We start from the raw sequence: 25,201 nt of genomic DNA on the forward strand, positions 1-25,201 counted from the left end.
CGGCCGTCATGACCAGAACGCACCGTGGGCCCTGCGAGGAGACGGCAAGCCGCTCGGCGGCGCTGCGGCGACGCGCCGCGCGCAGGCCGGTGGTGCGCGCCGTGACGACGGCGGTCGCGGCGCTCGCCTGGCTCGCAGCGCCCGCGGAGCCGGCACGCGGCGAAAGCGAAGGCGAGAAGCTCTATCGGACGCTGTGCGCGTCGTGCCACGGCGTCGACGGCCGCGGCGACGGTCCGGCGGCGCCCGCGCTCTCGCCGCCGCCGACCGACCTCACCAAGTCGGACCTCAGCGTCCCGGAGCTGATGAAGGTCATCGACGGACGGCGCACGATCCGAGCGCACGGCGACGCCGCCATGCCGGTCTGGGGACGCGTCTTCGAGCACGCGCTCGAGGGAAGCCCGCGCCAGCACCGCGCGGCGCTCAGCACCGAGCAGATCCTCGCCGAGTACGTGCGCAGCCTGCAGAAGTCCGACAAGGACGGGAAGAACTGACCCCGCGGACGGCGCTCCGCGCTCGTCGGGCACGAACCGGACGGCGCGGCGGGACGCGCGCCCCCGGCGCCCGGTGCAGCCCTTGCAATCCGCGACACGCCGACGCTAAGCCCGAGCCGTGCCGGATCCGATCCTGATCGCGGAAGACGAGCCCGGAGTCCGCGAAAGCCTCGCCGAGGTGCTGCGCGACGCGGGCCACGTGGTCGAAACCGCGGCGGACGGCGCGAGCGCGCTCGCGGCGCTCGAGCGACAAGAATTCGCTGTCGTCGTCACCGACCTCCGCATGCCGGGCGCGGACGGCCTCACCGTGCTGCGCCGCGCGCGCGAGCTGTCGCCGCAGACGGTGGTCATGGTGATGACCGCGCACGGCAGCATCGAGAGCGCGGTCGAGGCGCTGCGCGCGGGCGCCGCCGACTACGTGCTCAAGCCGGTGCTGTTCGACGACCTGCTCACCAAGGTCGAGCGCATCCTCGAGCACCGCGAGCTCGTCTGGCAGACGCAGATGCTGCGCCGCGAGCTCGAGCGCCACGTCGAGTTCGACCTGGTCGGCAAGAGCCCGGCGATGCAGGAGGTGACGAAGCTCCTCGCCAAGGTGGCGCCGACGCGCAGCACGGTGCTGATCACCGGCGAGAGCGGCACCGGCAAGGAGGTGATCGCGCGCGCGATCCACGCCGCGAGCGAGCTGCGCCACAAGATCTTCCTGCCGGTCAATTGCGCGGCGATCCCGGAGTCGCTGCTCGAGAGCCAGCTCTTCGGGCACGTGCGCGGCGCGTTCACCGGCGCGGTCTCGAACCAGGAAGGCCTCTTCAGCCGCGCGCGCGGCGGAACGATCTTCCTCGACGAGATCGGCGACATGCCGCTCGGGCTGCAGTCGAAGCTGCTGCGCGTCGTCGAGTCGCGCGAGATCCTGCCGGTCGGCGCGACGACGCCGATCAAGGTCGACGTCCGCGTGCTCGCCGCGACCAACCGCGACCTCGCGAAGATGGTCGAGGAAGGGACGTTCCGCGAGGACCTCTACTACCGGCTCAACGTGGTGAACATCCACCTGCCGCCGCTGCGCGAGCGGCGCGAGGACATCCCCGGCCTGATCGACTTCCTGATCCGGCGTCACCGTCGCGAGCTCAAGCGGCCGTTCAAGGGCGTCGACAACGCGGCGCTCAAGGTGCTGATGGCGCAGCCGTGGAAGGGCAACGTGCGCGAGCTCGACAACGTGATCGAGCACGCGATGATCGTCGGCGAGGGCGAGTGGATCACGCTCGCCGACCTGCCGCGCTCGCTGCGCGGTCCCGACGCCGACCTGTCGCCGGTGGTCGGCGACGACCTGCGCGAGGCGCTGCGCGCCTACGAGCGCATCCACATCGAGTCGGTGCTGCAGCGCACGGGCAACGACAAGAAGCTCGCCGCCGAGCGCCTCGGTCTCTCGCTCTCCTCGCTGTATCGCAAGATCGAGGAGCTGGGGATTCCGCTTGGCCGATGAACGCGACACGGCGCGCAAGACGCGCGAGCTCAGCGAGCTGATCGGCCTCGACGCCGAGAAGCGGGCCGAGCGCCTCGCGTTCTACGACATCTCCCCCGCCGACGAGGCGCACCTCGCGAAGCTCGCGGAGATCTGCGACCCGCACCTCGAGCGAGCGATCGCCGACTTCTACGCGCACCTGCTGCGCTTCCCGGAGCTCGAGGAGATGCTGCGCGCGGTCCCCGACCGCGTGCACAAGCTGCAGGGGCTGCAGCGGGAGTACTTCCACCAGCTCACGCGCGGCCGCCTCGACGCGGACTACTTCGAGAGCCGGCTGCGCGTCGGCAACGCGCACCAGCGCGTCGGGCTCCGGCCCGAGTGGTACATCGGCGGCTTCAGCCTGCTGCTGCGCGCGTACCTGCGGACGATCTTCGAGCAGCGCGGCAGCACGCTGCCGCCCGAGGCGGAGGCGCTGATCAAGACGCTCTTCCTCGACCTCTCGCTCGCGATCGACACCTACATCGCCGGCGGCTTCGTCGAGCGCGAGCACGCGGCGCGCCTGCAGCGCGCGACCGAGATGGCGCAGGAGGCGCTGCGCACCAAGGAGCAGACCGAGCGCTTGAAGGACGACCTCACGAGCATGGTCGTCCACGACCTGAAGAATCCGGTGAACGGCATCGCGATGACCGCGCAGCTCGCGCTGCGCAAGAGCGCCGACCTGCCGGAAGCGCACGTCAATTACCTGCGGCAGATCGAGCGCACCTGCCGCGAGATGATGCGTCTCATCCAGAACCTCCTCGAGATCGCGAAGATCGAGGAGGGCAAGATGCCGGTCGCGAAGGAAGCGCTGCCAGCGGCGGAGCTGATCGCCGAGGTGCAGCGCGAGTACGAGCCGGTCGCGGCACAGGCGGGACGCGAGCTCATCGTGCAGGTCCCGGACGGCCTGCCCGACCTGGTCGCCGACCGCAGCCTGCTCAAGCGCGTGCTCGTCAACCTGGTCGCGAACGCGCTGCGCCACAGCGGCAGCCCGGACGTCGTCATCGCCGCGGCGGTGGAGGATCCGTCGCACGTCGTGCTCACCGTCACCGACCGCGGCAGCGGCTTCGACGAGCCGGACCTCGAGGTGGTGTTCGAGAAGTTCCGCTCCGTGCGCCGCTCGCCGGCGAGCGCACCGACCGGCGACACCGGGCTCGGCCTCCCCTTCTGCAAGCTCGCCGTCGAGCACATGGGCGGCCGGATCGGCGTGCGCAGCCAGCCGGGCGTCGAGACGACCTTCTGGGTCAGCTTGCCGCGGAGCGCGTGACGGTGCTCGTCAGGCGCCGCGAGGGGTGCGGGACGAGCAGCACCGGCCAGCCGGCGTAGCGCACCACGCGGTCCGAGACGCTGCCGAGCAGCGGCGCCGTCGAGCGCGAGTGGCCGTGCGATCCGATGACGATCGCGAGCGGGCGCTCGACGTCGGCGAGCCGCAGCACCTCGCGCGCGGGATCGCCGGGACGGAGCAGCGTCCGCACGCTGAGCCCGCGCTCGACGAGCGTGCTGCGCGCGCGCTCGAGCGCCGCGCGCGAGCGCTCGCGTCGTGCGAGGCCATCGCCGTCGAGCGGCGCCGTCTCCGCCGCCGCCTCGACGTGCAGCAGCACGATCTCCGCGTCGAAGCGGCCAGCCATGTCCGCGGCGAACTCGAGCACGACCTCGGAGGTCGGCGAGAAGTCGAGCGGCACGAGAAGCGGACCTGGCTGGCTCATCGGCGCGAGCGCCATGCAAGGCACACACCAGCGCGCCACCGTCCTGCGCGCGCGTCGACGCCACACCTCGACGCGCCGCGTTCGCAAGCTTTGGAATCGCCGCCTCGGCTTCGTTTCCAGTCCTGAGAGTCGTGCAGGTCGCCTGCCCTTGCGCCGACGCCGGCGACGAGGGATCGTCGCTTGCAAAGCGAGCGAGCCGTGCGAGCGATGGTTCTCCGCAAGCTGTGCGACCTGCGGCACGAGACGGCGCCGCTGTCGTACGAGACCGTGCCCGACCCCGAGCCGGGTCCGAACGACCTGCTGCTCGAGGTCAGCGTGTGCGGCGTCTGCCATACCGAGCTCGACGAGATCGAAGGCCGCACGCCGCCACGCACGCTGCCGATGATCCTCGGCCACCAGGCGGTCGGGCGCGTCATCGGCCGCGGCGAGGCCGCGACGCAGATCGCGCTCGGCGCGCGCGTCGGCGTCGCCTGGATCCACCACGCGTGCGGCGTCTGCCGCCACTGCCGCGTGGGCGACGAGAACCTGTGCCTGGAGTTCGTCGCCACCGGACGCGACGTCCCCGGCGGCTACGCCGAGCGGATGATCGTCCCGGAGACGTTCGCGCACCCGATCCCGGAGGGGCTGTCGGACGTCGAGGCCGCGCCGCTTCTCTGCGCAGGCGCGATCGGCTGGCGCTCGCTGCGTCTCACCGGGATGTCCGACGGCGACCGACTCGGCCTCACCGGCTTCGGCGCCTCGGGCCACCTCGTGCTCGCGATGGTGCGCCGACGCTTCCCGTCGAGCGAGGTGTACGTCTTCGCGCGCAACCCCGAGGAGCGCGCGTTCGCGCGCGAGCTCGGCGCCGTGTGGACCGGCGACAGCGAGGATCTCGCGCCCGCGAAGCTGCACGCGATCATCGACACCACGCCCGCGTGGCGCCCCGTGCTCGGCGCGCTCGCGAACCTCGAGCCGGGCGGACGGCTGGTGATCAACGCGATCCGCAAGGAGAGCGCCGACCGCGACCGGCTCGCGACGCTCGACTACGCGCGCGACCTCTGGCTCGAGAAGGAGATCAAGAGCGTCGCCAACGTGACCCGCGCCGACGTGCGCGAGTTCCTCGAGTTCGCCGCGACCGCGAAGATCGCGCCCGCCGCGACCGAGTTCCCGCTCGCGGACGCGAACCGCGTGCTGGTCGAGCTCAAGCGCGCCGCGGGGCGCGGCGCGAAGGTGCTGCGCGTCGCGTGAGCCGTCCGTCATGAGCACGATCGGCGCCCGCGCCGCGGCCTCCGCGCTCGTCCTGGCTGCGACGCTCGCCTGCGCGCTCGGCGCGCGCGACGCGCACGCCCGCCTGCGCACCGACCTGCGCGGCGCGCAGCTCTACGCGACCGAGTGCGCGCCGTGCCACGGTCCGACCGGACGCGGCGACGGCCCCGAGGGCGTCTACTTCAACCCGCCGCCGCGCAACCTGCACGAGGGCTTTCTCGCGCTCTACGAGACCGACGAGATCGTGGCGCGGATCCGCAGCGGGCAGCCGCTGACGATCGAGATCGATCAGGTGGCGCTGCGCCGCCGCGAGCGGATGGTCGAGGACATCGTCGCGCACCTCGAGCGCTTGCCGGACGTCGACTGGGAGCGCGTCGAGCGCGGCGCCGAGCTCTACGCGACGCGCTGCGCGGGCTGCCACGGGCCGTTCGGGCGCCCGGAGGAGGCCGGCGCCCTTCCCGAGCAGCCCCCGCGGCAGAACCTGTCCGCGCCGTCCTTCCAAAAATCGGTCAGCGACACAAAGCTCCTCGAGCTCGTGCGGCACGAGCGCGAAGGCCTGCCCCGCATCGCGCCGCTCGACGCCTCCGACGCGCGCGACGTCGTCGCGTACGTGCGGCTCCTGTCGCCGGGCTTCGAGCTCTACTCGCTGTGGTGCGCGGGCTGCCACGGCGACGACGGCAGCGGCGTCGGCGAGCCCGGCGTCGGCGTCGACCGTCCGGAGGTCGTTCTCGACCGCGCCTATCTGCGCGCGCAGGATCCGAAGGAGCTGCGGCGCAACGTCGTGCACATGCTCGAGTCGCAGGAAGGCGCGATGCCGCACATGCAGCGCGGCCTCAGCGAGGAGCAGGTGCGCAGCATCGTCGAGTACCTGCGCGCGACCGACAAGAGCCCGCGGCCCTCGCCGCAGCGCAAGTGAACCCGCGCGTCGTGCGCGTGCGGTCGGGCGCTCAGTCGTTCTGCTTCAAATGGCCGACGATCGCGCGCAGCTCGGCATCCGACAGCGCTTCGCGGAAGTGCGGCATGCGCGCGCCGTGCTGCTCGAGCATGTGCGCGACCTCCTTGCGGAGCTGCGCGCGATCCTTGCTCGCGAGCCAGGCGCGATCGAAGACGACGCGCGGCCGCTGCTCGCCGCGCGCGAGCACGCCGTTCGCGCGTCCCTCGTCGCCGTGGCACGGCGCGCAGGAGTACGAGTAGGTCTCGAAGCCCGGCGACAGCAGGCGGAGAAACGGCAGCAGCGTGCGCGCCTTGGCGTCGTCCTGCAGCCCGGGGATGGCCGGCATCGCGCGGTGCCCGTGCTGGACCACGGCGATCAGCTCGTCGTCGCTCGTTACGCGCTGGAAGCCCGCGTCCCAGAGGTCGCGCGGCGGACGCTGCACGCCGGGCGGCAGCTCGGACGCCGGCAGCGGCTTGCCGTACGGTCCGTGACAGACGGCGCAGCGCGCGGCGAACAGCGCCGCACCGGCGTCGACCTGCGCCCAGTCGATGGTCGGCAGGCGCTCGACGTGCGCGACCAGCGCGTCGAGATTCGCGAGGCGCTCGGCGAGCGTCTTCGGATCGGGCGTGATCGGCAGCGGCGCGCCGTCGCGCAGGCGGGCGACCAGCGCGTCCTCGCTGGCGTCGAGCACGCCAGCGCGCAGGTCGCGGGGCTTGGGCACGAACCAGCGCGCCTCCGGTCCGTCGCCGCTGCCGCCGACGCCGTGGCAGGGCGCACACTGAACGAGGTAGAGCGCGGCGCCGTCGGGCGCGTCGGCGCCGAGGGCCACGGACGGCACGAGCAGTCCCAGGACGACGCCCAGGATCGCGACCAGCCGGCAGCGAAGGACGATCCGCATGCGGACCTTCCACCACGAGGCCGGACCCACTTCAAACAACCCGCGCAAGCTGGCAGCGCTCTTGCGATGGAGGAGAGCGCATGATGCTGGCGCAGGACAAAGGACGCATCGGGATCGGCGCCGGACGGGTGCGCGGACGCTTCCACGGGGTGAACGTCGAATGGACTCGCGACCGCTTCGCGGAGGTGATCCGTCGCGACGTGCAGGCGAAAGCGGCGCGCGGCTGGTCGCAGAGCCGCATCTGGAGCTGGCTCAAATCGGCGTACGCGCTCGACCAGGGCTCGGCGGACCTCGCGCGCAAGGCGTTCGACGAGGTGATCGGCCCCGCACCCACACCACGGGACGAGAACGGGGCGCACTGAGCTTTCCCATCGCTGCGACGCCGTGAGCGCCCGGGATTCCGATCCTCGCGGCGTCCGCTGAGCGGAGGGCGCCGGCGCCGCTTGACGGCGCGTCGCGGACCTGCGCACCCCGGGCATTCTTTGCAAGCGCGAGCAGCCACGACGGAACCCACGACAAACCGCACGAGCGAGCATGCGCGGCGCACCACCGGCCGCCTCGACTGGAGGACGACATGAGCAACGGCAAGGGGCTTCGCACCATCGTCGTCGGCACCGACTTCTCGGAGGACGCGACCGCCGCCCTCGGGTGGGCCGAAACCATCGCGCGTGACCACGGAGCGCACCTCGTGCTGGTGCACGCGGCGCCCTCCGAGGTGCTCCCCGCGCCGGAGTTCATCCCGCTGCCGGCCGAGTACTACGAGCGGATCCACGCCGAGTCGCGACAGCGGCTCGAGGGCATCGCGGCCGAGGTCCGTCAGCGTGGCTTGACGGTCGACTGCGAGCTCCTGCTGAGCTTGCCCGCGAACGGCGTGCTCGACGTCGCCGCGCGGCGCAACGCCGATCTGATCGTCGTCGGGACGCGCGGTCAGACCGGCTGGAAGCGCGCGCTGCTCGGCAGCACGGCGGCGCGGCTCGTCCGCGAGGCGACCTGCCCCGTGCTGGTCGTGCACCCGCAGGACGCGGGTCCGCCGCGTCCGGTGCGCACGATCGTCGTGCCGACCGACTTCTCGGAGGACGCGAGCCTCGCGGCGAACGCCGCCGCGAAGCTGCTCGGCGAGCTCGGCGGCGAGCGGCGTCTGGTGCTGCTGCACGCCTACCGCTGCCCGATCGAGGCGGCGCACCTGCCGGCGAAGGTCTTGATGGACGCGCTGCGCGACGCCGAGCGCGCGGCGCAGCAGAGCCTCGAGTCGCTCGCCGCGACGCTGCGCCGTCCTGGGCTCACGATCGACACCATGGCGCGCGAGGGCTACCCGCCCGAGGTGATCGTCGAGCTCGCGCGCACCGCGAAGGCCGATCTGATCGCGATGGGGACGCACGGACGCTCGGGGCTCGGCCGCTTCCTGCTCGGCAGCACCGCGGAGCGCGTCCTGCCGACGGCGCCCTGCCCGGTGCTGACGGTGCACCGGCCGAGCTAGCCGACGCGCGTGCGGCGGTGGCGCAGCTTCGCGTCGAGCGTGCTCAGGAAGCCGGAGTGGCGGCCGGGGACGACGAGCGCGAGCGCCGGCGCGAGGAGCGCGGCGAGCGGGACGCCTTCTTCGCGGCGGGCTTCGCGCTCTCGGCCTTCGCCGCCTCGGGCTCGGGCGCTCGCTCCGTGCGCTCCGCTCGCTCTGCGGACTCCGCCGGACGCGTGCTCATCTCGGGTCCGAAGCGGGTCACGATGTAGGAGCGGTTCTGCGCGTCGCGCGTGAGCTCGAGCAGGCCGCGGCGCGCCGCGTCCTCGAGCAGCTTGCCGAAGGTCTTGTAGCCGTAGAACGCCTCGTTGAACGACGGCCTCTTGCGCTTGATGGTCTCCTTGATCAGCGACGACCACAGCACGTCGCGGTTCTCGCGACGCAGCGCCTGCAGCGACTCGAGCAGCAGCGCGAACGCCTTGCGCTGCTTCTCGTTCGCGGCCGGCAGCTCGGCCGGCTCCTCGACGACGGCGGCGAGGTCCTCGTAGTAGATGAACTCGTGGCAGTTGTCGCGCAAAAGATCGGAGGTCGAGGCCTCGGTGCCGAGTCCGATGACGTGCTTGCCGTTCTCCTTGAGCTTCGAGACCAGCGGCGAGAAGTCGCTGTCGCCCGAGACGATCACGAAGGTGTTGATGTGCGGCTTCGAGTTGCAGAGATCCATCGCGTCGACGCACAGACGGATGTCGGCCGAGTTCTTGCCGCTGATGCCGCGGCCGGGGATCTCGATCAGCTCGAACGCCGCCTCGTGGAGCTGCGTGCGGAAGTCGGCGAAGCGCTTCCAGTCGGCGTACGCACGCTTGACGACGATGTCGCCCTTCTCGACCAGGCGCGCGAGCACCCGCTCGATGTCGAAGCGCTCGCCCGCCTTGAAGCCGAGGGCGAGGTTCTCGAAGTCGACGAATACCGCGAGGATCTTGCGCTCATCCACCATGGGCGACGTCGAAATGACAGCCTGCAGGCCCCGAGCGCAAGTGGCTCCGGGTCGTTCACCTGCATTCGGTTTGGGATAGGATGACGGCTGCGCGCCGGGGCGCGCAGCGGCCCGCCCGGGTCGCCGGGCTGGAAGGAGGACCGACGTGTCATTTGGAAAGCTTCTGGACGAGGCGGTGGGCCGGCTCGAGGACGCGAGCCTCCGGATCGAGGCAGCGAAGGTGAAGCCCTTCGACCAGCAGTGCAGCCGCGAGTGGCTCGAAGCGCTGACCGACTACTGCGTGGCGCTGAACGACATCCAGCGGCTCAACAACGCGTCGATTCACGAGAAGCTGCACCGGATCGCCGGCCACCTGAAGCTCGACGACCTGCTGTGAGCGGCGCGTGGCGCGCGGCCGGCGGACGCCCGCGCCGGGACGCGGCGGAACGATGCGACGAGGCGCGCGGACGGCGAGCGATCGCCGTCGCGCGCGAAGGAGGTGAGCGATGACCGTGAAGACGATCTTCCTCGGCGCGACCCTGGTCGCAGCGCTTCTCGTCGGAGGCCCCGCCGACGCCCAGAACGCGACGCCCGCGCCGGGTCCGACGCTCGCGCCCGTGCCGGGCGGCGCCAAGATGGGCGGACCGCGCGGGCCGATGGGGTCGCGGATGGGCGCTCACGGCATGCGCGCGCGCGGCCCGATGGGCGGCGGGCCGGGCGGCGCGATGTGCACGCTCGCCGAGCACGCGGATACGATCGAGGTGAAGAACCTCGACGACGGCGTGACGATCACGCTGCGCTCGCGCGACAAGTCGGACGTCACGCGGATGCAGAAGATCGCCGAGGCGATGCGGCTCCTGTACGAGGCGTCGTCGGAGTGACGTCGACGGCGAGGTGACGCGAATGACCGGCGCGCGCGGCCCGATGCGGATCGCATCGGCGCCGGCGTCCGGGCGAGGTGCTCAGGCGCCCGAGACCTCGCTCATCGAGCTCGCGAGGCCGAGGAACGCGTCGAGCACGTCGCTGCGCGTGACGATGCCGACGAGCCTGCCGTTCTCGACGATCGGCACCGCACCGAAGCGCTCGCGACGCATCAGCCGTGCGGCATCCTCCATGGTGTCCTGCGGCGAGAGCGTCATCGGCTCGTGCGTCATGACCATCTCGACCGCCACCTTGCCCGGATCGTTGTCGCGCGCGCGCGGCCGTCGCCGTCGCGGCTCGAGCTCGCGAGTGATCGCCTCCTCGATCTCGGTGAACACCGAGGGGAAGGCGTCGCGGAGGTCGCGGTCGGTGACGATGCCGATCACGTGCCCATCGCGCACCACGGGCAGCTGGTTCACGCGGTGGCGGAACATCTGCTCGCGCGCGTGCGCGATCGTGTCGAGCGGCTTCACGGTGTGCACGGGGCGCGACATCCATTCCTCGATCAGCATGGCGAACCTCCTCTGCGCCTGCGCGCGGCAGCGACGGTGGACCGCACCGGTCGCGGCCCACGCAAGCGTTGCGCGGTCGCAAGCGCGAGGCCAGACCGGTCCGCCGATTCGTGCAGCGTCCTCGCGCCTGCGCGTCGTTCGCGATGCCAAACCTGCGACGCCCCGCCGCCCGGCTTTCGCTCGTTCGGGAACGGCCGCGCCGCGAGGTGGCGTCGTGGTGCAGCTTTTCTTCGGCGCTCGCCTGGCAGCGGGCTTGCGTCTCCGCGGTCGGGCCCCACGGGCCGCGATGGGGACGGGTCTGCCAGCCCGGCGGATCCGCGCCACACGGGGGAAGGAATGAAGGAACCGCTGAGAATCACGTATCGCGGCATCGAGCCGACGCCGGCCATCGAGGCCAAGATCCGCGAGCGCGCCGCGAGGCTCGATCGCTACTACGACGACATCATCAGCTGCCACGTGACGGTCGACACGCCACACCGCAGCCAGGTCAAGGCCAAGCTGTACGACGTGCGCATCGATCTGGTGGTCAAGGGCGCCGAGATCGTCGTGCGGCGCGAGCCGGCGCAGCACCCGGAGCACACCGATCTCTACGTGGCGATCCGCGACGCGTTCGACGCCGCCAAGCGCCGGCTCCAGGACCACGCGCGTCGCCAGCGGCGCGAGGTCAAGGTCAACGAGCACCCGCCGCGCGCCCGCGTCGCGCGCATCTTCCCCGACGAGGGCTACGGCTTTCTCGAGACGCCCGACGGGCGCGAGATCTACTTTCACCGCAACAGCGTGCTGAACGGCGCCTTCGATCGGCTGACCGAAGGGACGCTCGTTCGCTACGCGGAGGAGCAAGGGACGGAGGGGCCGCAGGCGAGCACGGTGGCGCTGCCGTAGCGCGCGCTGCGTGTCGGGGCGGGCGGTGCGCGGTGCGCGATGGTAAGCGCGCCCCCGTCCCCGCGACGGCTCGCGCACGCAGCGGCTCGCCAATGCGCCGCGCCCGCGCGCGCCGCCGGCACGCGCGCGGGCGCTCACACATCGAGCGTGACCTGCGCCATCCAGCCGTCGTCGGTCCGCTCGACGCGCAGGCCCGCGAGCGTCACCGCCTTGACGTCCGCCTCGAGCCGGTGACGCGTCGGATCGATGCGCTCGCCGCGCAGCTCGGCGCGCACCTCGTGCTCGCCGTCGCGCGACGCGACGCGCACCTCGGTCGCGCGCAGCAGGAGCTGCTCCGCGTCCTTCCAGAAGACGAGCTCCTCGAGGAAGACCATGAGCAGCAGATCGAGCTCGCTCGCCGTCAGGAGCACCGGCTTCGCGACGGTCGGCGCGATCGAGTCGAGCGAGCCGACCATCGCGCTCGCCGTCGCCTCGGCGGCGATCCAGAAGAGCCCGTCGAGGTCGTCCGCGTAGGCGCGGAACGTGACGTCGGCGGTGACGCCCTCGATGTACTCGAAGCGCGGCGCCGGCACGTCAGCCCTTGACGTTGCCGATCGGCGTCAAGCGCACGACCGGACGGCTGATCCCGGCGCGCGCGGTCGCCGCGATCACCTGGTCGATGTCCTTGTAGGCCGCGCCCGCCTCCTCGGCGAGGCCCGACCACGAGACGCTGCGCACGTAGATGCCGCGCCGCTCGAGCTGGTCGCGCAGCTCGCGTCCGCGGAAGGACTTCTTCGCCTTGTGCCGGCTCATCGTCCGGCCGCTGCCGTGGGCGGTGCTGAAGAACGACGCCTCGCCGCCCTTGGTACCGACGAGCAGATACGAGCCGCTCTCCATCGAGCCGCCGATGATGACCGGCTGGCCGACCTCGGCGAGCTCCTCCGGCACGCCCGCCATGCCAGGCGCGAACGCGCGCGTCGCGCCCTTACGGTGCACGAGGAGCTTGCGCTTGACGCCGCCCACCACGTGCGTCTCGACCTTCGCCGTGTTGTGCGCGACGTCGTACACCTGGTTCAGACCCAGGTCCTCCGGCGCGCGACGGAACACGCTGGAGAACACCTCGCGCACGCGGTGCAGGATCACCTGGCGGTTCGCGAACGACACGTTCGCGGCGCACTTCATCGCTGCGAAGTAGCGCTGCCCTTCGGGTGAGCGGAACGGCGCGCAGGCGAGCTCGCGGTCGAGCACCTCGAGGCCGTACTTCTTGGTCATCACGTCGAGGAAGAGCCGCACGTAGTCGCTCGCCACCTGGTGGCCGAAGCCGCGGCTGCCGCAGTGGAACATCACCGCGACCTGGTAGGGGCGCACGAAGCCCATGCGCTGCGCGAGCTTCGCGTCGATCACGTGCTCCGGGCGCACGACCTGGATCTCGAGGTAGTGATTGCCCGAGCCCAGCGTGCCGATCTGGTGATGGCCGCGCTCGACGGCGCGCTCGCTGACCGCGTCGGGATCGGCGCCGGGGAAGCAGCCGCGCTCCTCGGTGCGGCGCAGGTCCTCCTCGGTGCCGAGCCCGCGCCGCACGCACCACGGCGCGCCCTCGCGCAGCACGTCGGCGAACTCCGACGGCGTCAGCTCGAGGAAGCCGCGCGAGCCGACGCCCGCCGGCACGCGCTCGAACAGCGCGTCGACCAGCTCGCGCAGCCGCGGCCGCACCTCGTCGAGCGTCAGGTTGGTCAGCACGAGCCGCATGCCGCAGTTGATGTCGAAGCCGATGCCGCCGGGCGAAATCACGCCGTCCTCGAGATCCATCGCCGCGACGCCGCCGATCGGGAAGCCGTAGCCCCAGTGTGCGTCGGGCATCACCATGCTCGCGCCGACGATGCCCGGCAGGCGCGCGACGTTCGCCGCCTGCTCGAAGACCGCGTCGTCCATCGCGTGCACGAGATCCTCGGTTGCGAACACGCGGATCGGGACGCGCATGCCGGAGCGGAAGCTCGTCGGCAGCTCCCACACCGCGTCGCTGATTCGCTTGATGCCCTTCGGTGCTGCCATTTCGTCGATTGTATCGCTGGCTGCGAGCGGAGCCAGAGCGTCTTGGTTGATTTGGCCCGGCGGCGTGCGATCTGCACCACCCGCAACGCGACGTCGCACTGCGCGCCGCGCGCGCTGCCGTCGAGCACGTCTCGAAGAGCGCGCGAACGACATTTTCGTCTTGCTGCGGTCGTGGATCCGTGAGATGCCGTCGCTACCACCCGCAGCCGAAAGGAGGGCGCCATGCTGCGCCTCTCGATCTTCCTCGTGGCCTTGGCGTCGATTCCCGGCGAGGCGCTCGCAATCGACCGCTTCGTGTCGCCGCGGGGGACGGACACCGCGAACGACTGCTCGAGCAGCGCCGCTCCTTGCCGCACCCTCGCGCACGCGCTCGGCCAGGCGGGCGCCGGCGACGTCGTCAAGCTCGCAATTGGCACGCACCGCACGAACGCGCTCGTCGACCTTCCCGCGACGCTGACGGTCTCAGGCGGCTGGACGTCCGGCTTCACCAAGCAGGACGCGCCCCGCAAGACGCCGCGCACGCGCCTCGACGGTCGCAAGCTCGATCGCGTCCTCGCCCTCGACGCGGACGCCGAGACCATCGACGTCACGCTCGAGAACCTGACCGTCCTGCGCGGGCAGTCGTCGACCGCCCTACCCGGCGTCGGGCTGCACGGCGGCGGCATCCTCGCGACGGCGCGCAACGGCGGCACGCTCTCGCTCACGCTGCGCAACGTGGCCGTGATGCGCAACCAGACCACCAAGGACTTCCCGATCTCCGGCGGCGGACTCGGCGTGTTCGGCCACGACGCGAGCTCGGTGACGGTGCTCGCGCAGGACGCGTCGTTCAGCAACAACGTCGCCGAGCACGGCGGCGCGATCTCCGTGGTCGGCGCGGGGAACGTCTCTCTTCAGCTCGAGCGCACGGCTCTGCGCAGCAACGTCGCGCGCTCGAGCGGGCGCGGTGGCGCCATCGCGCTCGACCGGCTCGCGGATCCCGGCTTCACGACGATGACGATCGACGCCGGGCTGCTCGAGAAGAACCGCGCGCACGAAGGCGCGGCCCTCTCGCTCCGCGGGGCGGTGACGGCGACGCTGGTCAACACCGTGGCGCGCGACAACCGCGCACCCTTCGGCGTCGTCTCCGTCGACGGCGAGCCGCTCGTGCCGCTTCCCGAGCTGACGGTGTCGAGCTCGACGCTCCTGACCGCGTCGAAGCGTCAGCCGCCGCCGATCCCGCTCCGGATCGTGAACGGCACGGTCACCGTGCGGAGCTCGATCGTGTGGAGCACGGGCGCCGCCGTGCTGCTGCACGGAGGCGGCGTCCTCGACCTCGACCACAGCGACGTCGGCGGGATCGCGTTCCCGGGCGTCCCCGGCGTCGTCAACGACTTCGGTGGCAACATCTCGGCCGACCCGCAGCTCGTGCGCGCGAACGGCTCGGACGTCCACCTGAAGGCGACCTCGCCGTGCGTGAACGCCGGCACGTGCGTCGGCGCGCCGCCGGTCGATTTCGAGGGCGACCCGCGGCCGGTCGGTGCGGAGTGCGACATCGGCGCGGACGAGCGCGTCTCTTGACGCGCGGTAGGTCTTCGTCGACGCGTTGGCGCGGTACTTGACGCGTGACGAAGGATGGAGCGCACGTCGCCGCTCCGGGGACGCACGTGGCGTGACGCCCGGAGCGGCGACGCGGCCGGCGTTCAGCCGCGGATGAACGCGAGGATGTCGGGGTTGATCACGTCGGCGTTGATGGTGAACGCGCCGTGCGAGAAACCCTTGTAGACCTTCAGCGTGCTGTTCTTGACGAGCTTCGCCGACAGCAGCGCCGAGGCCTCGATCGGCACGACCTGGTCGTCGTCGCCGTGCAGGATCAGGGTCGGCACGTCGATCGCCTTCAGGTCCTCGGTGAAGTCGGTCTCGGAGAACGCCTTGATGCAGTCGTAGTGCGCCTTGGCGCCGCCCATCATGCCCTGGCGCCACCAGTTCCAGACCACCCCGTCGAGACGCTTCGCGCCCGGGCGATTGAAGCCGTAGAAGGGCCCGCTCGCGACGTCGAGGTAGAACTGCGCGCGGTTCGCGGCGAGCGACGCGCGGAAGCCGTCGAAGACCTCGAGCGGCGTGCCCTGCGGGTTCTTGTCGCTCTTCACCATGATCGGCGGCACCGCGCTGATCAGGACGGCCTTGGCGACGCGCCCCTTGCCGTAGCGGGCGACGTAGCGTGCGACCTCGCCGCCACCGGTGGAGTGTCCGATGTGGATCGCGTCGCGCAGATCGAGCGCCTCGACGAGTTGCTTGACGTCTTCGACATAGGTGTCCATGTCGTTGCCGGTCGCGGTCTGCGTCGAGCGACCGTGGCCCCGCCGATCGTGCGCGATCACGCGGTAGCCTTTCTCGAGGAAGAACAGCATCTGGGCATCCCAGTCGTCCGAGCTGAGCGGCCAGCCGTGATGGAACATGACCGGCTGTCCGCTGCCCCAGCCCTTGTAGAAGATCTCCGTGCCGTCCTTCGTCTTGAACACGCCCATGGTCTTCCTCCTCTGAATCTCCTCTGACTCTCCTCCTGCCGACGACCAGCGCTGCGCGTCCGCTCGACACGCGAGTCGAGCTCCGTCGACGGCGTATTCTCGTCCGCAAGCATCCTGCCAGCGTCGCGAGTAGATTCCAGAGCCGCATTGCAGCGTCGTTGCGGATCACGCGCCTGATCGGATGTCGGCACCGTGACGCTATGTCGGCAGCTCTGGCGATCCTTTCGGCATCGTGACGCGTGCGTTGGCGTCTGCGTGACGTCGGCGTCGTCTTCGTGGTCGCTGCGGTCGCGTCGCGCTGATGCTCCGGCGCCCTCGTGCGCGTCTCCTGTCACGAAACGTGCTGCTACCTGGTCTTCCTTTTCGTATTCGCACTGCGAGGAGCACGGGCCGCGCGGCGCCCACCTCGCCTGCCGACGAAGGGAAAATCCATGAAGATCGTGGTCATCGGTGGCAACGGGCTCATTGGCAGCGGCCTCGTCGAGATCCTTCGCGAGCGCGGACACACGGTCGTGTCGGCCTCGCCGCGCTCGGGCGTCGACACGCTGACCGGCGAGGGCCTCGCGGATGTGCTTGACGGCGCCGACGTCGTGGTCGACGTCACCAACTCGCCGTCGTGGGCCGACGACGACGTGATGCGCTTCTTCCAGACCTCGACGCGCAACCAGCTCGCAGCGGAAAGAAAGGCCGGCGTGCAGCATCACGTCGCACTCTCCGTCGTCGGCTGCGAGCGCATGCCCGAGAGCGGCTACTTCCGCGCCAAGGTCGCGCAGGAGGAGCTGATCGAGAACGGCCCCGTGCCGTACTCGATCCTCCGCGCGACGCAGTTCTTCGAGTTCCTCGGACAGGTCGCCGACGCCGGCTTCGACGGCACCGCGGTGCACGTACCGCCGATCCTGATGCAGCCGATCGCGGCGCGTGATGTGTCGGCGGCGCTCGCCGACGTCGCGTGCGGCAAGCCGCTGCAGGGCATGGCCGAGGTCGCCGGTCCCGAGCGCCTGCGGCTCGACGGCCTCGCGCGCCGCGTGCTGCACGCGCGCGGCGACGACCGTCCCGTGGTCGCGGACCCGGAGGCGCTCTACTTCGGCACGCCGGCGGACGACGAGTCGCTCGTCGCCGGCGACGACGCGCGGCTCGCGCCGACGCGGTTCGCCGAGTGGTTGCCGCGGGTCGCGCACTGACGCTGCTGGCTCCGAGCGACGTTCACATGGTGCGCGCAGGACGGGCGGCGTGCGCCGTGCGCGTGCACGCGGTCTCCTTCGCGCGTCCGGTCCGCTTGCCGAGGAGGCGACGCATGGCGAATCGGTCGGCTCTCATTCTTCGTGGCTCGCGCGGCGCGACGCGTTCGGTCGCGCTGTTGTGCACGTTGGTCGTGGTCGCCGTCGCCTCGGTCGTGATCGCGTCGGCGGACGAGGCGCGCGCCGGCGAGGCGGGACGCGTCACGGAGCTCATGACGCAGGCGCTCCCGAACGTCCCTGGCAAGGAGGTCACGATGATCACGGTGGACTACGCGCCCGGCGCCGTCGACCCCGTGCATCGCCACGACGGCGCCGCGTTCCTCTACGTGCTCGAAGGGACGATCGAGATGCAGATGGAGGGCGGCCAGAAGGTGACGCTCGAGGCCGGCGAGACGTTCTACGAAGAGCCGGGCCGCGTGCACGCGGTGGGGCGGAATACGAGTGACACGAAGCCTGCGAAGTTCGTCGTGGTGCTGGTGAAGGATCGCGGGACGCCGCTGCTCGAGGTCGTCGAGCCCTGATACGGGGCGGCGGACAACCTCTGTCCCCACGCCGGGCTAAGCTCCCGCGTCATCGACACGCGAGAGGAGCCCGCCCCCGTGACGCGTCAGAAGATCGGAGTTTGGTACATCGAGCAGCTTGCGCGCAGCACCCTGCGGACGACCTGGCGACGGTTCGGTGACACCGCCGTCCGCATCGCGGACGAGCCGGTGAGCTGGGCCTACAGAGCAGACCTAGGCGAGCTCGAGCGCGCCATCGAAAACAAGGATTTCGATGCCTGGCTCGACGCCCGCGACCGCGTCGCGCGGTTGTTCGACCGGCGTGCTCGGCTCTGGCACGTCACGACCGAGGCGGTCATCACCAACTGGGCTTCGCTGGCGGGTACGTGGACGTCCTCTGTCGAACGGCTCGAGCTGCGCGACGGAAGCTCGCTCTTCATCGCCATCGGCGATCCCGAGCAACCGGACGAGCCCGTCCTGCTGCTCGCCCACGCGCAGCCGTCCGCCGATCTCGAGATCCGACGCGCCGTGATCGAGGAGCTCCTCGCCAGCCGGGGAGTGAGGTTCCATGCAGCCGAGTACGTTTCGGACGTTCGCTGGTGCACGGTCACGATCTGCGATCCGGATCTGCTCGACGCGGCGCGCGCCGGATACCGCCGCGCGATCACGCGGGCGACGAAGGCTGGCGCGCCGTTCGGGCCGGCTGATCTGGTCGGAGCGAGCGAGGCCATGCTCGACGAGTACACCGAGCGGTCGGTGCAGCTCGACTGACTCCGGACGCTGCGACGATGTCGGATTCCATCGGATGACTTGCGATGGGCGGGCAGTTGATCCCCTTCGTCGAGGCTCCTGGCGGCGGTGCCATCGGCATGTCGCCCTGCCCCGGTGCGCCGGCGCACGATCGCGGTGCGCTGCGACGCGACATCGAAAGCTTTCGCGCCATAGGTGTGACCGCGCTCGTCGGGAATCGGCAACCAGTAACCACTCGAGACCAGCGCGTTCCGCGGCGTCGCCGATCTCGCGTGGGATCACGCGGAACGTTCTTTCGCGCGATGACGAGAGACACGCCTCGGCCACCGCGCGATCACGATTCGCGTCAAGCGCAGCAATCAGGTGCGCGTCGCCACTCGCCGGCCGGTCGCTCCGGGAACGCTCACGGCCCCGAGCGAGATCCACGACGCTACCGCCGAACTTCCTCCACGTGCGTCTCACCGACGGTGACGTCGACGTCGTCGCGTTCCGGCGGCAGGGGTCCGCGGATCGACCTCGCCTTCCACACGTCGACGCTTCGCTGCGACGACGTCGCGTACTCCTGGGACTTCCACGCGCTCGACGCCCACGCGAGCACCGGGCGCGTCGGCTTGCCCGACCACGCCATGCTGCTCGTCGACCTCGCGCCGGCGTGACGCCGCAACAGCCCCGCCTGCCTGAACGTCAGCAGGCTTCCTACGCTCGCGCCGCGTGATCGGTCGGCTCGTCTCGACCCGATGAGGACCTCGCGGCATCGCGGCGCGTCGCCCCGTACCGTCGCGCCGCGGAAGCGATCCGCTCCGCGATCTCCGCGCGCAGCTCCGCCGGACGCAGCACCTCGACCCACGGCGACATGCTCATGATCCAGTTCGCGAGCTCGACCGTGCCGCGCACCTTGAGCGTCAGCACGGCGCGGCCGTCGCTGCGACGCGTGATCCGCTGCGACGGGTGCACCGTACGCTGGCGAAGGTAGGCCTCGGTCTCGGCGTTGAGGATCAGGAGCTCGACCTCGCTCTCCGGACCTTCGACGACGCCGAACATTCCTGCGGTGTAGCGCTCGGGGCGGAAGCCCTTCGGGTACGTGAACCGCACGGGCTTGCCATCCTCGCCGTTGACCGGCGTCACCGCGCGCATGCGCTCGACCGCGAACCAGAGCACGCGCTGCCCGTGGTTGCTCTTGCCGAGCAGGTAGAGGCCACCGCGGTAGCCGAGCAGCGTGTAGGGCTCGACCTCGTGCACGCGACCCTCGCCGAGCAGTCCGCCGTAGTCGATCTGCAGCCGGTACTGATCGACCAGCGCCTTGATGAGCTCCCCGATCGTCGCGTCGTGCTTGCGGTAGTCCTTGGGCACGAAGGCGAGGACGTGAAACTTGCGGTCGATGTCGCGCAGCCGCTCGCGCTGCGACAGCGGCAGGCTGTTGAGCATCTTCTTCCACAGCAGGTCCATGCCCTGATCGAGCACGGTGCCCTCGAGGAAGCGGATCATCGACCAGGTGAAGAAGAACGACACCGCGGCCCACGCGCCGGCCTCGGGCGGCTTGCCCTTCGACGCGAGGCGCAGCACGCGCTTGCCGCCGCGCGTCTCGACCTCGATCAGCGGCGCGCCCGTCGGATCGACGAGCTCCTCGCGACAGGCCTCGACGTAGCGATTCACCGTGCGCTCGGCGATGCCGAGCTCGTCAGCGATCGATTTCAGGCTCCAGCCGAAAGGCCGCTCGACGAGCCCGTACACGATTCGCGCGAGGCGTGTCGCCGCGCCGTAGGTCGGCTTCCTTCCGCTGCTCATCCCACTCCCATCTTCGTCCGCTGAGCGTCCGCTTCGTCGCGGACAGCCGTTGGCCGCGCCCCGATGTACAAGACTCTGTCAGACGTCAGCAACCAAGGAGGTGCACTTGCCGGCAGACGAAGAGAAACAAGTTGACCCGACCCAGCGGATCCTCGAGCAAGCAGCGGCCTTGCGCGCGCACCGCTCCCGCCCGTGCCTGGTGCTCGTCGCCCCCACCATGCAGCGCTGGGACGTGCTCACGCTGCGCGAGACGCTCGGCAGCAAGCGCGGCGACGCGCTCGACGTGCTGTTCTGCAGCAGCGGCGGCGACATCGACGCGGCCTACATCATGGCCCGCGAGCTGCGGAAGCGCTTCGAGCACCTCGCGGTGTTCGTGCCGCTGATCGCCAAGAGCGCGGCGACGCTGCTCTGCCTCGCCGCGGACGAGCTCGTCCTCGGCGACCTCGGCGAGCTCGGGCCGCTCGACGCGCAGTGCGACGAGCGCCAGCAGGCCGACTTCCCGCTCAACACCTCGCGGCTCGCGCTGTTCAAGGCCGTCGAGCAGCTGCAGCTCATGGCCCTCGACGCGTACGACGACGCCGCTCGCCGCGTCGTCAATCAAAGCCGCATGAGCCCGTTCGACGCGGGCACGAAGGCGAGCGAGCTCACCGCGAGCCTGTTCGGGCCGATCTACGCCAAGATCGATCCGATCCGCGTCGCCGAGGCGGCGCGCGGCCTCGAGCTCGGCTCCGAATACGCGCGGCGGATCCTCGCGCGCTACCGCCCGGACGTTCCGCGCGAGCGGCACGCGCAACTCGTCCACCGCCTCATCCACAACTACCCGTCGCACGGCTTCGTGATCGACGCCGACGAGCTGCGCGAGCTCGGGCTGCCGAACCGTCCGCCGGACGCGACCGAGCACGCCATCCTCGATAAGGCCGCGATCGCTCTTGCGGAGCACGGTGAGCGCGGGGACGTCTTCGAGCTGGTCGACGAGCCGCGTGTCGCGGAAGAGACCGACGTGATCGAGGCGGCCGTCGCCTCGGCGCCGCCGCTGGAAGACGCGAGCCCTGCCGACGACGGGGCGCTCATCGCGACGCACAGCACGCGAGCGCGGCGCGCGCCGTGCGAAGGGTGCTGGTGGCCGGCGTTGTGAGGAGCCTCCCCCGGACGGCGTCCCACGCTCTACCGAACGCCTCGCCAATCGCGTTCGCGACGCGCGCGTCACTTTTCTCCGCGCCGCGCGCGAACGCGATTGGTGTACCTCCGCCCCGGGGATACGCTCGCCCCTGGCGATGGACCCCAAGGACGTCCCGGGCGCGGAGCGTGACGACGCGGCGGCCACGTTCACGGCGCTGCGCGGCCGGCTCTTCGGAGTCGCCTACCGCATGCTCGGCAGCGCCGCCGAAGCCGACGACGTCGTGCAAGACGCGTGGCTTCGCTGGCAGGGTGCGGATCGGAGCGTCGTCCTCGACGCGACCGCGTTCCTCGTCACGACGACCACGCGCCTCGCGATCAACGTCGCGCAATCGGCGCGCGCACGCCGCGAGACCTACATCGGGCCGTGGTTGCCGGAGCCGGTCGATACGACGAACGACCCTGCGCTCGGCGCCGAGCGCAGCGAGGCGCTCGAGATCGCGACCCTGCTGCTGCTCGAGAAGCTCGCGCCCGCGGAACGCGCAGCCTACGTCCTGAGCGAAGCCTTCGACTACGCGTACGCGCAGATCGGCGAGATGCTTTCGGTGAGCGAGGCGAACGCGCGTCAGCTCGCGAGCCGCGCTCGCAAGCGCCTCGCGAACGACAGGCGCGGTCCGGCGCCCGCGAGTGAGCAGCGCCGTCTCCTCGAGGCGTTCCTCGCCGCCGCCAAGGATGGTGATCTCGGGGCGCTCGAGCGCCTCTTCACCGCCGACGTCGTAAGCTACTCCGACGGCGGGGGTGTCGTGCGGGCCGCGCGCAAGCCGGTCGTGGGAATCAGCCGCGTCGCACGCTTCCACGCAGCGATCGCACGTTGGCTCTGGCTGGACGCGAGCGTCGAGCCGCTCGACGCGAACGGCCATGGCGCGGTCTTGATCGAGCGTGAAGGCGCGCCGTACGCCGTGCTGACGGTCGGTGCGTCGAGCGGCGGGATCGACCGTGTGTTCTGGGTGATGAACCCGGCGAAGCTGGCGTTTGCCCGCGTGCCTCGCACGGCCTGAACGACGCGCGCGCGGGTCGAGCGCGTCACGAAAGACCATGCTCGCTGGTCCTGCTCGTCGAGAGCGCGACGCGCGCACACGGCGTCGCGCGTCGCCGAACGACGAAAGGAGACGATCATGAAGATCCGCGGCGTGACCGGCGCGTTGGCTGCAGCCTGGGTCGAGGTCCTTCGCGCGCGATGGCACACATCGCCGGCACAGGCCCGCCCGGTGCGCGTCACGACGATCCGCTTCGCCGATCCGTCGGCGTGGGCGGCGCGCTAGGGGCGCCGCGATGGAAGCGCACGGCGAGAGGCGTGGAGAGGCTTCAGCGCTGCAGGACACGGTGGCAATCGTGACCGGCGGCAGCTCCGGCATCGGGCGGGCGACGGCGCTCGACCTCGCGGCCCGCGGCGCGCGCGTCGTGGTCACGGGTCGACGCGCGCAGCCGCTCGAGGCGACGGCCGCCGAGCATCCCGACGTGGTCGGTCTCGTCGCCGACGTCGCCATGCCGCAGGACGCCGCGCGCACCGTCGCGACCGCGATCGAGACCTGGGGACGCCTCGACGTGCTGGTCAACAACGCAGGCGCGGGCGCGATCCTGCCGCTCGCTGACGCGACGGCGGAACGCATCGCGAGCATCTTCGCCGTCAACGTCATCGGCCCGAGCCTCCTCGCGGCGGCCGCGCTGCCGCACCTCGCGGCTGCGAAGGGCGCGATCGTCAACGTGTCGAGCACCTTCGGCCACAAGCCGGCGGCGACGCTCTCGCACTACGCGGCGAGCAAGGCGGCGCTCGAGCACTTGACGCGCTGCTGGGCGCTCGAGCTGGCACCGCTCGGCGTGCGGGTCAACGCGGTGGCCGCGGGCCCGACCGAGTCCGGTGCGTTGACCGGGATGATGGGCATGTCGCGCGAGGAGGCCGCGGCGCTTGAGCGCGAGGAGGCGAGACAGATCCCGCTCGGACGGCGCGGTGTACCGGCGGAGGTGGCGCGCTGGATCGTGCAGCTCGCCGATCCGAGATCCGCCTGGGTCACGGGTCAGGTCGTGACGATCGACGGCGGCCTCGAGGTTTCCTGAGGAGCCAGCCGCCGTATGACGCGACGAGGCGTGCCGTCGCTCGAGACGGGGCAAAACGAAACCGCCCTCTGGACCACGCGCCCGACGCATCGTCGAGACGGAAGCCCAGAGGGCGGTTCGCTTCGCAACCAGTGGAGGCGGGGGGAATTGAACCCCCGTCCGAAGGCGCTCGGCCGAAAGCTCCTACACGCTTAGCTCACGATTTGTCGTCATCCGCCTCGGCGCCCGTGAGCGGGCTCCTCGGGGACCAGCCAGGAGAGATTTAGGTCGCGAGCCTCCCGGCGGCAGCTCGCCTCCGATCCCGCATTGGCGACGCTCGCTTCAACCCCGCGGGAGAGGGTCGGACGAGCGCCTCACGGACTTAGGCCGCGAGGAGGTACTGATCGTTGTCTGCGGTTAAGCAGTCCGGCTGTTTAACGAGGCCAACCGGAACCTCGGCGTGCAACTCTCGACTTCGTCAACCTCCGTCGAAACCAGGTCGCCCCCGTTTCGAAGGACACGTTCACTATAAGGCGCTTCGGGCGCTCGCGCCACCCTCGGGCGCGAAACGGCGGGCCGGAGGGATCTCCGCCCCGGCCCGCCGCAGCTCACTCCGCGCCGCTCGGCGTGAAGATCACTCCTCGCCCGACAGCGTGAACGACGCGTGGACGTGGGGGCTCGTGACGTCGCCCGTCTGGACCTCGATCGTCACCAGGTCGCCCGGGTCGACCACGACCTCGTTCGCGGTGTCGCTGCACGTCTGGCTGAACGCATCGACCTCGCACGCGAGGGAGGTCGCCTGGCCGTTCACCATGACGCGGACCTGCACCGAATCGGAGCTCGCCGTCGTCAGGCGCACTCGCAGGTTGCCGATCGTTCCGCCCACGGGCAGCGGCGACGAGGCCGAGAGCGGATCTTCCTCCAAGCGCCCGGAGCCGATCGCAACGTAGCGGGTCGTCTCGTCCGGCAAGGTCACGTCCGAGGCGACGACGATGATGATCACCACCAGGCCGCGCGGGCCGGTCGGGCCCGTCGCACCGGTGGGACCGGTCGGCCCGGTGGGACCCGTGGCGCCCGTCGCACCGGTCGGCCCCGTGGGGCCCGGATCGCCGGTCGGCCCGGCGGGACCCATCATCCCGTCCGGACCGGTCGGGCCCGTGGGACCCGTCGGACCCGTGGGACCCGTCGGGCCGGTGGGACCGGTCGGCCCCGTCTCGCCCTCGAGGGCCAGGATCGCCCAGGCGTGCGGGCTCTCGTCGGGCGGGTTGTCGACGTTGTCGTCGATCAGGCTCAGGAAGCTCGTCCCGCCGAAGCTGACCGCGTCGTTGATCTTGTAGGTGACGTCGGGCTGCCAGGCGTCGCGCCACTGAAAGCCGGTCCGCTCCCAGGTGTAGTACTCCTCGCCCGGCGGGCAGGTCTGCTTGGGGCCGAGCTTGCGAAAGACCCGGACAGGCCCGATGTTCGTCTTGATCGTCGTCAGGCAGCTGCGTACCGTCGTTCCCTGCCCAGCCGCCTCGGCCTCCGGAGCCTCGACCTGCGCGCTTCCAACCGTCGCCGTTCCGAGCACCGCCGCCAGCGCCACAAGCGCAATCGACGCCCGGCTCCCGATCCATCTCCTACTCATCGAATCCTCCTGGGCCATCGATTACGCCGCGTGAGGCGGCAGCCCATTCGAGGAT

General features: G+C 71.0%; 28 protein-coding genes and 1 other RNA gene. 19 read left to right on the top strand and 10 right to left on the bottom strand.

Going from position 1 to position 25,201, the window contains the following annotated elements:
• Window positions 1–101 precede the first annotated feature (101 nt).
• The 3 genes from VIS07_01060 (at window position 102) to VIS07_01070 (ending at window position 3,250) form a co-directional block, all read left to right on the top strand.
• Window positions 102–491, top strand: a complete 390-nt coding sequence (locus VIS07_01060; GenBank protein ID HEY8514085.1) for a cytochrome c — start codon at window positions 102–104, stop codon at window positions 489–491.
• Window positions 492–609: 118 nt separating this feature from the next.
• Window positions 610–1,968: a sigma-54 dependent transcriptional regulator gene (locus VIS07_01065; GenBank protein ID HEY8514086.1), complete on the top strand. Its 1,359-nt coding sequence runs from the start codon at window positions 610–612 to the stop codon at window positions 1,966–1,968.
• The gene (locus VIS07_01070) at window positions 1,958–3,250 is read left to right on the top strand and encodes a HAMP domain-containing sensor histidine kinase (GenBank protein HEY8514087.1); all 1,293 of its coding nucleotides are present in this window, start codon (window positions 1,958–1,960) and stop codon (window positions 3,248–3,250) included. Before VIS07_01065 ends, VIS07_01070 begins: the two co-directional genes overlap by 11 nt.
• Here VIS07_01070 and VIS07_01075 read toward each other — a convergent pair.
• Entirely contained in the window at window positions 3,228–3,704 is a 477-nt protein-coding gene (locus VIS07_01075; protein HEY8514088.1) for a universal stress protein, read from the bottom strand. The genes VIS07_01070 and VIS07_01075 overlap by 23 nt on opposite strands.
• Window positions 3,705–3,896: 192 nt before the next feature.
• Between VIS07_01075 and VIS07_01080 the strand changes: the two genes are divergently transcribed.
• Window positions 3,897–4,916, top strand: coding sequence for an alcohol dehydrogenase catalytic domain-containing protein (locus tag VIS07_01080; GenBank protein ID HEY8514089.1), 1,020 nt, complete (start codon window positions 3,897–3,899; stop codon window positions 4,914–4,916).
• 10 nt (window positions 4,917–4,926) lie between these two features.
• Window positions 4,927–5,850, top strand: coding sequence for a c-type cytochrome (locus tag VIS07_01085; protein ID HEY8514090.1), 924 nt, complete (start codon window positions 4,927–4,929; stop codon window positions 5,848–5,850).
• Between the two features lie 31 nt (window positions 5,851–5,881).
• On the opposite strand, the gene VIS07_01090 is transcribed toward VIS07_01085, so the two are convergent.
• A complete protein-coding gene (locus VIS07_01090) occupies window positions 5,882–6,766 on the bottom strand; it encodes a c-type cytochrome (protein HEY8514091.1) in 885 nt (294 codons plus the stop codon).
• An 80-nt stretch (window positions 6,767–6,846) separates the two neighbouring features.
• Here VIS07_01090 and VIS07_01095 point away from each other — a divergent pair, with 80 nt between their 5' ends.
• Window positions 6,847–7,128 carry a hypothetical protein gene (locus VIS07_01095; protein HEY8514092.1) on the top strand — a complete coding sequence of 94 codons (282 nt, stop codon included), beginning with the start codon at window positions 6,847–6,849 and terminating at the stop codon, window positions 7,126–7,128.
• 212 nt (window positions 7,129–7,340) lie between these two features.
• Entirely contained in the window at window positions 7,341–8,243 is a 903-nt protein-coding gene (locus VIS07_01100; protein ID HEY8514093.1) for a universal stress protein, read from the top strand.
• A 43-nt stretch (window positions 8,244–8,286) separates the two neighbouring features.
• Here the strand turns inward: VIS07_01100 and VIS07_01105 are convergent, their stop codons facing one another.
• Window positions 8,287–9,210, bottom strand: coding sequence for an NYN domain-containing protein (locus VIS07_01105; protein ID HEY8514094.1), 924 nt, complete (start codon window positions 9,208–9,210; stop codon window positions 8,287–8,289).
• Between the two features lie 145 nt (window positions 9,211–9,355).
• Between VIS07_01105 and VIS07_01110 the strand changes: the two genes are divergently transcribed.
• Window positions 9,356–9,586, top strand: a complete 231-nt coding sequence (locus tag VIS07_01110) for a hypothetical protein (GenBank protein ID HEY8514095.1) — start codon at window positions 9,356–9,358, stop codon at window positions 9,584–9,586.
• Window positions 9,587–9,695: 109 nt separating this feature from the next.
• Window positions 9,696–10,070, top strand: coding sequence for a hypothetical protein (locus tag VIS07_01115; GenBank protein HEY8514096.1), 375 nt, complete (start codon window positions 9,696–9,698; stop codon window positions 10,068–10,070).
• Window positions 10,071–10,151: 81 nt separating this feature from the next.
• Here VIS07_01115 and VIS07_01120 read toward each other — a convergent pair whose 3' ends face one another.
• Window positions 10,152–10,622 carry a CBS domain-containing protein gene (locus VIS07_01120; protein ID HEY8514097.1) on the bottom strand — a complete coding sequence of 157 codons (471 nt, stop codon included), beginning with the start codon at window positions 10,620–10,622 and terminating at the stop codon, window positions 10,152–10,154.
• Window positions 10,623–10,958: 336 nt separating this feature from the next.
• On the opposite strand from VIS07_01120, the gene VIS07_01125 reads away from it, so the two are divergent.
• A complete protein-coding gene (locus VIS07_01125; GenBank protein ID HEY8514098.1) occupies window positions 10,959–11,504 on the top strand; it encodes an HPF/RaiA family ribosome-associated protein in 546 nt (181 codons plus the stop codon).
• Window positions 11,505–11,638: 134 nt separating this feature from the next.
• On the opposite strand, the gene VIS07_01130 is transcribed toward VIS07_01125, so the two are convergent.
• Both VIS07_01130 and VIS07_01135 read right to left on the bottom strand, forming a co-directional pair.
• Entirely contained in the window at window positions 11,639–12,076 is a 438-nt protein-coding gene (locus tag VIS07_01130) for an archease (GenBank protein HEY8514099.1), read from the bottom strand.
• 1 nt (window position 12,077) lies between these two features.
• Window positions 12,078–13,535, bottom strand: a complete 1,458-nt coding sequence (locus VIS07_01135) for an RtcB family protein (GenBank protein HEY8514100.1) — start codon at window positions 13,533–13,535, stop codon at window positions 12,078–12,080.
• A 222-nt stretch (window positions 13,536–13,757) separates the two neighbouring features.
• Between VIS07_01135 and VIS07_01140 the strand changes: the two genes are divergently transcribed.
• Entirely contained in the window at window positions 13,758–15,092 is a 1,335-nt protein-coding gene (locus VIS07_01140) for a choice-of-anchor Q domain-containing protein (protein ID HEY8514101.1), read from the top strand.
• Window positions 15,093–15,214: 122 nt separating this feature from the next.
• Here VIS07_01140 and VIS07_01145 read toward each other — a convergent pair whose 3' ends face one another.
• Window positions 15,215–16,039, bottom strand: a complete 825-nt coding sequence (locus tag VIS07_01145; protein ID HEY8514102.1) for an alpha/beta hydrolase — start codon at window positions 16,037–16,039, stop codon at window positions 15,215–15,217.
• A gap of 431 nt (window positions 16,040–16,470) precedes the next feature.
• Between VIS07_01145 and VIS07_01150 the strand changes: the two genes are divergently transcribed.
• The 4 genes from VIS07_01150 (at window position 16,471) to VIS07_01165 (ending at window position 19,183) form a co-directional block, all read left to right on the top strand.
• On the top strand, window positions 16,471–17,220 hold the full coding sequence (locus VIS07_01150; protein ID HEY8514103.1) for an SDR family oxidoreductase: 750 nt from the start codon (window positions 16,471–16,473) through the stop codon (window positions 17,218–17,220).
• A gap of 176 nt (window positions 17,221–17,396) precedes the next feature.
• Window positions 17,397–17,798: a cupin domain-containing protein gene (locus VIS07_01155; protein ID HEY8514104.1), complete on the top strand. Its 402-nt coding sequence runs from the start codon at window positions 17,397–17,399 to the stop codon at window positions 17,796–17,798.
• A 78-nt stretch (window positions 17,799–17,876) separates the two neighbouring features.
• On the top strand, window positions 17,877–18,548 hold the full coding sequence (locus VIS07_01160; GenBank protein HEY8514105.1) for a hypothetical protein: 672 nt from the start codon (window positions 17,877–17,879) through the stop codon (window positions 18,546–18,548).
• Between the two features lie 446 nt (window positions 18,549–18,994).
• Complete coding sequence (locus VIS07_01165) at window positions 18,995–19,183, top strand: hypothetical protein (GenBank protein ID HEY8514106.1); 189 nt, start codon at window positions 18,995–18,997, stop codon at window positions 19,181–19,183.
• Window positions 19,184–19,223: 40 nt separating this feature from the next.
• On the opposite strand, the gene VIS07_01170 is transcribed toward VIS07_01165, so the two are convergent.
• A complete protein-coding gene (locus tag VIS07_01170) occupies window positions 19,224–20,312 on the bottom strand; it encodes a WYL domain-containing protein (protein HEY8514107.1) in 1,089 nt (362 codons plus the stop codon).
• Between the two features lie 199 nt (window positions 20,313–20,511).
• Here VIS07_01170 and VIS07_01175 point away from each other — a divergent pair, with 199 nt between their 5' ends.
• The 4 genes from VIS07_01175 (at window position 20,512) to VIS07_01190 (ending at window position 23,543) form a co-directional block, all read left to right on the top strand.
• Window positions 20,512–21,447, top strand: a complete 936-nt coding sequence (locus VIS07_01175) for a hypothetical protein (protein HEY8514108.1) — start codon at window positions 20,512–20,514, stop codon at window positions 21,445–21,447.
• Window positions 21,448–21,586: 139 nt separating this feature from the next.
• Entirely contained in the window at window positions 21,587–22,486 is a 900-nt protein-coding gene (locus VIS07_01180) for an RNA polymerase sigma-70 factor (protein ID HEY8514109.1), read from the top strand.
• A gap of 117 nt (window positions 22,487–22,603) precedes the next feature.
• Window positions 22,604–22,750 carry a hypothetical protein gene (locus tag VIS07_01185; protein HEY8514110.1) on the top strand — a complete coding sequence of 49 codons (147 nt, stop codon included), beginning with the start codon at window positions 22,604–22,606 and terminating at the stop codon, window positions 22,748–22,750.
• 10 nt (window positions 22,751–22,760) lie between these two features.
• Window positions 22,761–23,543: an SDR family oxidoreductase gene (locus VIS07_01190; GenBank protein HEY8514111.1), complete on the top strand. Its 783-nt coding sequence runs from the start codon at window positions 22,761–22,763 to the stop codon at window positions 23,541–23,543.
• A gap of 129 nt (window positions 23,544–23,672) precedes the next feature.
• Here VIS07_01190 and ssrA read toward each other — a convergent pair.
• Window positions 23,673–24,029: a transfer-messenger RNA gene (gene ssrA / locus VIS07_01195) on the bottom strand.
• A gap of 127 nt (window positions 24,030–24,156) precedes the next feature.
• Window positions 24,157–25,146 (bottom strand): hypothetical protein, encoded by a 990-nt coding sequence (locus VIS07_01200; GenBank protein ID HEY8514112.1) that lies wholly within the window; start codon window positions 25,144–25,146, stop codon window positions 24,157–24,159.
• Window positions 25,147–25,201 lie beyond the last annotated feature (55 nt).

The organism is Candidatus Binatia bacterium, from assembly GCA_036563615.1.
In the GTDB taxonomy this organism is placed as follows: domain Bacteria; phylum Desulfobacterota; class Binatia; order UBA12015; family UBA12015; genus DATCMB01.